At 75.2% G+C, this 4,533-nt stretch carries 4 protein-coding genes; all 4 read left to right on the top strand.

Annotated elements, in window-relative coordinates; translation table 11 throughout:
* The first annotated feature begins 198 nt into the window (after positions 1–198).
* Positions 199–1,347 carry an adenylate/guanylate cyclase domain-containing protein gene (locus GUY61_RS35130; protein WP_313897006.1) on the top strand — a complete coding sequence of 383 codons (1,149 nt, stop codon included), beginning with the start codon at positions 199–201 and terminating at the stop codon, positions 1,345–1,347.
* A 310-nt stretch (positions 1,348–1,657) separates the two neighbouring features.
* A complete protein-coding gene (locus GUY61_RS35135) occupies positions 1,658–2,452 on the top strand; it encodes an enoyl-CoA hydratase/isomerase family protein (RefSeq protein ID WP_166634375.1) in 795 nt (264 codons plus the stop codon).
* A gap of 218 nt (positions 2,453–2,670) precedes the next feature.
* Positions 2,671–3,828: a sensor domain-containing diguanylate cyclase gene (locus GUY61_RS35140; protein WP_166634373.1), complete on the top strand. Its 1,158-nt coding sequence runs from the start codon at positions 2,671–2,673 to the stop codon at positions 3,826–3,828.
* A gap of 97 nt (positions 3,829–3,925) precedes the next feature.
* Entirely contained in the window at positions 3,926–4,369 is a 444-nt protein-coding gene (locus GUY61_RS35145; RefSeq protein WP_166634374.1) for a protein phosphatase, read from the top strand.
* Positions 4,370–4,533: the final 164 nt, after the last annotated feature.

Genomic DNA, 4,533 nt, shown 5'->3' on the forward strand with positions numbered 1-4,533 from the left:
GCGGGAGGGCGGGGAACCCCGGCCCGCGGCACGGAGCGGGCTCGGCCCGCGGGACGCGGGCGGTACACCACGGAAGTCGGCACGGTAGGAGGTACGGGCGAGTGAGCTAGGGCACACCTGCCGTATCGTTGAGGCGATCCACCAGAGGCGGCGAGCAGTGATCGGATGGGCAGTGCGGGCAAGAACAGGGGGCCGGCGGTGACCGTCGACGACGACACGGACCCGGGCCCCCGCGAGTCGGGCTCCGGTGCGGGCGCCCAGCACACACCGCACCACGCCGTGGACCACACTCACGAGCCCTCCGAGGACCCGCTCGCGATCCGCATCGAACAGCTCATCCTCGGGGCAGAGCGGCGCTACACGCCGTTCCAGGCGGCGCGCAGCGCCGGGGTCTCCATGGAACTCGCCTCCCGCTTCTGGCGGGCCATGGGCTTCGCGGACATCGGGCAGGCCAAGGCGCTCACCGAGGCCGACGTGCTGGCGCTGCGGCGGCTGGCGGGGCTCGTCGAGGCGGGGCTGCTGAGCGAGCCGATGGCCGTGCAGGTCGCCCGCTCCACCGGCCAGACCACGGCGCGGCTCGCCGAGTGGCAGATCGACTCCTTCCTGGAAGGGCTGACCGAGCCGCCCGAGCCCGGGATGACCCGTACGGAGGTCACGTACCCCCTGGTCGAGCTGCTGCTGCCCGAGCTCGAGGAGTTCCTCGTCTACGTGTGGCGGCGGCAGCTCGCCGCCGCCACGGGACGGGTCGTCCAGGCCCAGGACGACGAGGAGATGGTCGACCGGCGCCTGGCCGTCGGCTTCGCCGACCTGGTCGGCTTCACCCGGCTCACCCGGCGCCTGGAGGAGGAGGAACTCGGCGAACTCGTCGAGGCCTTCGAGACCACCGCGGCCGACCTCGTCGCCGCCCACGGTGGACGGCTCATCAAGACCCTGGGCGACGAGGTGCTCTTCGCCGCCGACGACGCCGGCACGGCGGCGGAGATCGCGCTGCGGCTCATCGAGACGATGGCCAACGACGAGACGATGCCGGAGCTGCGCGTCGGCATCGCCTTCGGGACGGTGACGACCCGGATGGGCGACGTCTTCGGTACGACGGTGAACCTGGCGAGCCGGCTCACCTCGATAGCGCCGAAGGACGCCGTCCTGGTCGACCAGGCGCTCGCCGAGGAACTGGGCCGCACCGGCGACGCCCCGGTCTCCGAGGCGGAGGCGGCCCTCGCCGCGGAACAGGCGGAGAAGGAGGGCACCGAGCCGCCCTCGTACCGCTTCGCCCTCCGGCCCATGTGGCAGCGGCCCGTCCGCGGCCTCGGTGTCGTCGAACCCTGGCTGCTGAGCCGCCGGTCCTGAGCGGCCGCCGGCCCGCTCCGGCTGCCGGCACGCTCCCGCCGCCGGCCCGCTCCGGGCGCGGGCCGTGGCCCGTCCCCTCGCCCGCTCCGTTCCCGCCGCTGGTGCCGGGTCCCGCGAGTCCCGCCGCGTCGTTCCGCGTCCACCGCGCGCTGCCGCAGCGCGCCGCGTCCCGCCCGCGCCGCGTCCTGCCGCGCGCCGCCGCGCCGCGTCCCGCCGCCTGCCGGGTCCGTGAAGCCTGGCCCGCGCGGCGCGGTCCTGCGATGATGACGGAAACGATCGTTAACCGGGCGAGCCGGGAGGGACATCCGTGGTGGACGAGGAGCGGTTCGGGGAATTCGTGGCGGTGCGGCGGCACGGCTTCGTCGCGGAGCTGGTGCTGGACCGGCCGAAGGCCATGAACGCCGTGTCGACGGACATGGCGCGCGCCATCGGCGCCGCGTGCGAGGCGCTCTCCGGGGACCGGGACGCCCGGGTCACCGTGCTCACCTCAAGCCACGAGCGGGCGTTCTGTGTCGGCGCGGACCTGAAGGAGCGCAACTCCTTCTCGGACGCCGAGCTCGTACGGCAGCGGCCGACCGCCCGCGCCGCGTACACCGGAGTCCTGGAACTGCCCATGCCGACCGTGGCGGCCGTCCACGGCTTCGCCCTCGGCGGCGGCTTCGAGCTGGCTCTTGCCTGCGACCTGATCGTCGCCGACCCGACCGCGGTCGTGGGCCTGCCCGAGGTCTCCGTCGGCGTCATCCCCGGCGGCGGGGGCACCCAGCTCCTCCCGCGCAGGGTCGGCGCGGCCCGTGCCGCCGAGCTGATCTTCACGGCCCGGCGGGTGGAGGCCGCGGAGGCCCGCGAGCTGGGCCTGGTCGACCAGCTGGTGGAGCAGGGCAGGGACCGTACGGAGGCGCTGGAACTGGCGGCCCGCATCGCCGCCAACTCGCCGGTCGGCCTGCGTGCGGCCAAGCGCGCCCTGCGCCTGGGACACGGTCTCGACCTGCGGGCGGGCCTGGAGGTCGAGGACGCCGCCTGGCGGTCCGTCGCGTTCTCGGGCGACCGAGCGGAGGGCGTGGCGGCCTTCAACGAGAAGCGAAAGCCGAACTGGCCCGGGGAGTGACCCTGGGCGCCCGCGCTGCCCGCGCTGCCTTCGGTGGGCAGCACGGGACTCTGGCGTGCGACTGTTCACTCACCGTCGCCACGAAGCGGCTGATGGTCGCGGATTGGGTTCGGATGTGCGCCGTCCGTCACTCTTCGTTGCGGGGCGGAGAGCTGGCTCGCGAATCCGTTCGGCACATCAATGTCCCGAATCGCCGTACACATCCTTAACCTGGAGTGATGGCTGATGATGTGCGGCTGCACGCCGTGGTGTCACTGGCGCAGGGCATGGCCGCAGCGCACACACCCCGCGAGGCATGGCGCGCCGCCGCTCGTGGCGCGCGCATGGCGCTCGACGGGAGCTTCGCCGCGCTCTCCACGTGGGAGCGGGACCGGGGCCGGCTGAAGGTCCTGGTGAACGAGGGGCGGCGGGCCGAGGACGAGCCGGAGTTCCCCGACGGCGAGACGTACCCGGTGCACCAGTTTCCGGAGATCACGGAGTTCCTGCACGAGCGCTGGGTCGGCGGGGTAGGCCCCGGGGCCTGGGTGGAGACTGCGGAGGGACCGGCGGACGAGGGCGCGGCGGGCTACTGCCACCAGCGGGTGGCGGCGCTCCGGCGGCGCGGACGCGGCTGCTGCGTGGTCGCGCCGATCGTGCTGCACGGGCGGGCGTGGGGCGAACTGTATGTCGCGCGGCCGGTCGGTGCACCGGTCTTCGACCGGGACGACGCGGCCTTCGCGACGGTCCTCGCCTCCGTCGTCGCGGCGGGCATCGCGCAGTCCGAGCGGCTCGAGGAGGCCAGGCGGCTGGCCTTCACCGACCCGCTGACCGGTCTCGCCAACCGGCGTGCCGTCGACATCAAGCTCGAGCGGGCGGTGGAGGAGCACCGGCAGGAGGGCACCGTACTCAGCCTCGTCGTCTGCGATCTCAACGGCCTGAAGAAGGTCAACGACTCCTACGGTCACGCGGTCGGCGACCGTCTTCTGGAGCGGTTCGGTTCCGTCCTGTCCCGCTGCGGCGCCGAACTGCCCGGCGTGCTGGCGGCCCGGCTCGGCGGTGACGAGTTCTGCCTGCTCGCGCTGGGCCCCGCCGCCGACGAGGTGGTGCGGGTTGCGGGCGAGCTGTGCGTACGGGCCGGAGAGCTGGAACTGGGGGACGGCGTCGCCTGCGGCGTGGCGTCCACGGGCGATCCCATCGGGCCCGTCCGCTCCGCTCGCCGGCTCTTCCGGCTGGCGGACGCCGCCCAGTACCGGGCCAAGGCCGCGCACTCCGACAAGCCCGTCGTCGCCGGCCGTGACGGCGGCACCGAGGACCCCGTCGTCCAGCTCGCCGACCGCACCCCGGCCGACCCCTCGCTCCCCGGCGAACGCCGCAGGATCCGCGGCCGGCGCCCCTGAGGGGCGGGCGGCCGGCGCCGCCGGCGGCCCGCCGTCGGGTACCGACCTTTCCGCCGAACGGCGACCGGGCCGTGGCGCCCGCCGTTACCGTGGCGGGATGACCGGGACCACGGATACCTGGCCGCCCGCGGGCGCCGGTGTACTGCGGCTGCCTTCCGGGCGGCTGGTACGGGGACGCGGACTGCGCCGTCCGCTCCCGGAGGGCGCGCCGGTGCCCGAGTTCGCCGTGTACCTGCTCGGCCGGCGGCCTCCGGAAGTCCCCTGGGAGGCGCGCTGGCTGCGCTGGCCCGACTTCCGGCTTCCCGCCGACCGCGCCGAGGCCCGCGCCCTGCTCGGCGAGGCGCTCCTGCGCGCCGGAGAGCAGCGCGTCGAGCTCGCCTGCGGGGGAGGCCGGGGCAGGACCGGCACGGCGCTGGCCTGCCTCGCGGTTCTGGACGGGGTGCCGCCCGCCGAGGCCGTGGCCTACGTGCGGCGCCACTACGACCGCCACGCCGTGGAGACACCATGGCAGTCCCGCTACGTCCGCCGCTTCCCCGCCTGACCGTCCCGCTGCCGCGTAGCCCCGCCCGGCCGCCGCGCCACCCCCGCTGCCGCGTTGCCCGGGCCGCCGCGCCCCCGTCAGCAGCCGCGCCTCCGGCGGGTCGCCGGGCCGGGAGGCCAGCGGGACCGCGGTGGCGTCGGCGTCCCAGCCAGGGCTGCGGCGCA

The organism is Streptomyces sp. GC420 (genome assembly GCF_009916105.1).
Taxonomy (GTDB): domain Bacteria; phylum Actinomycetota; class Actinomycetes; order Streptomycetales; family Streptomycetaceae; genus Streptomyces.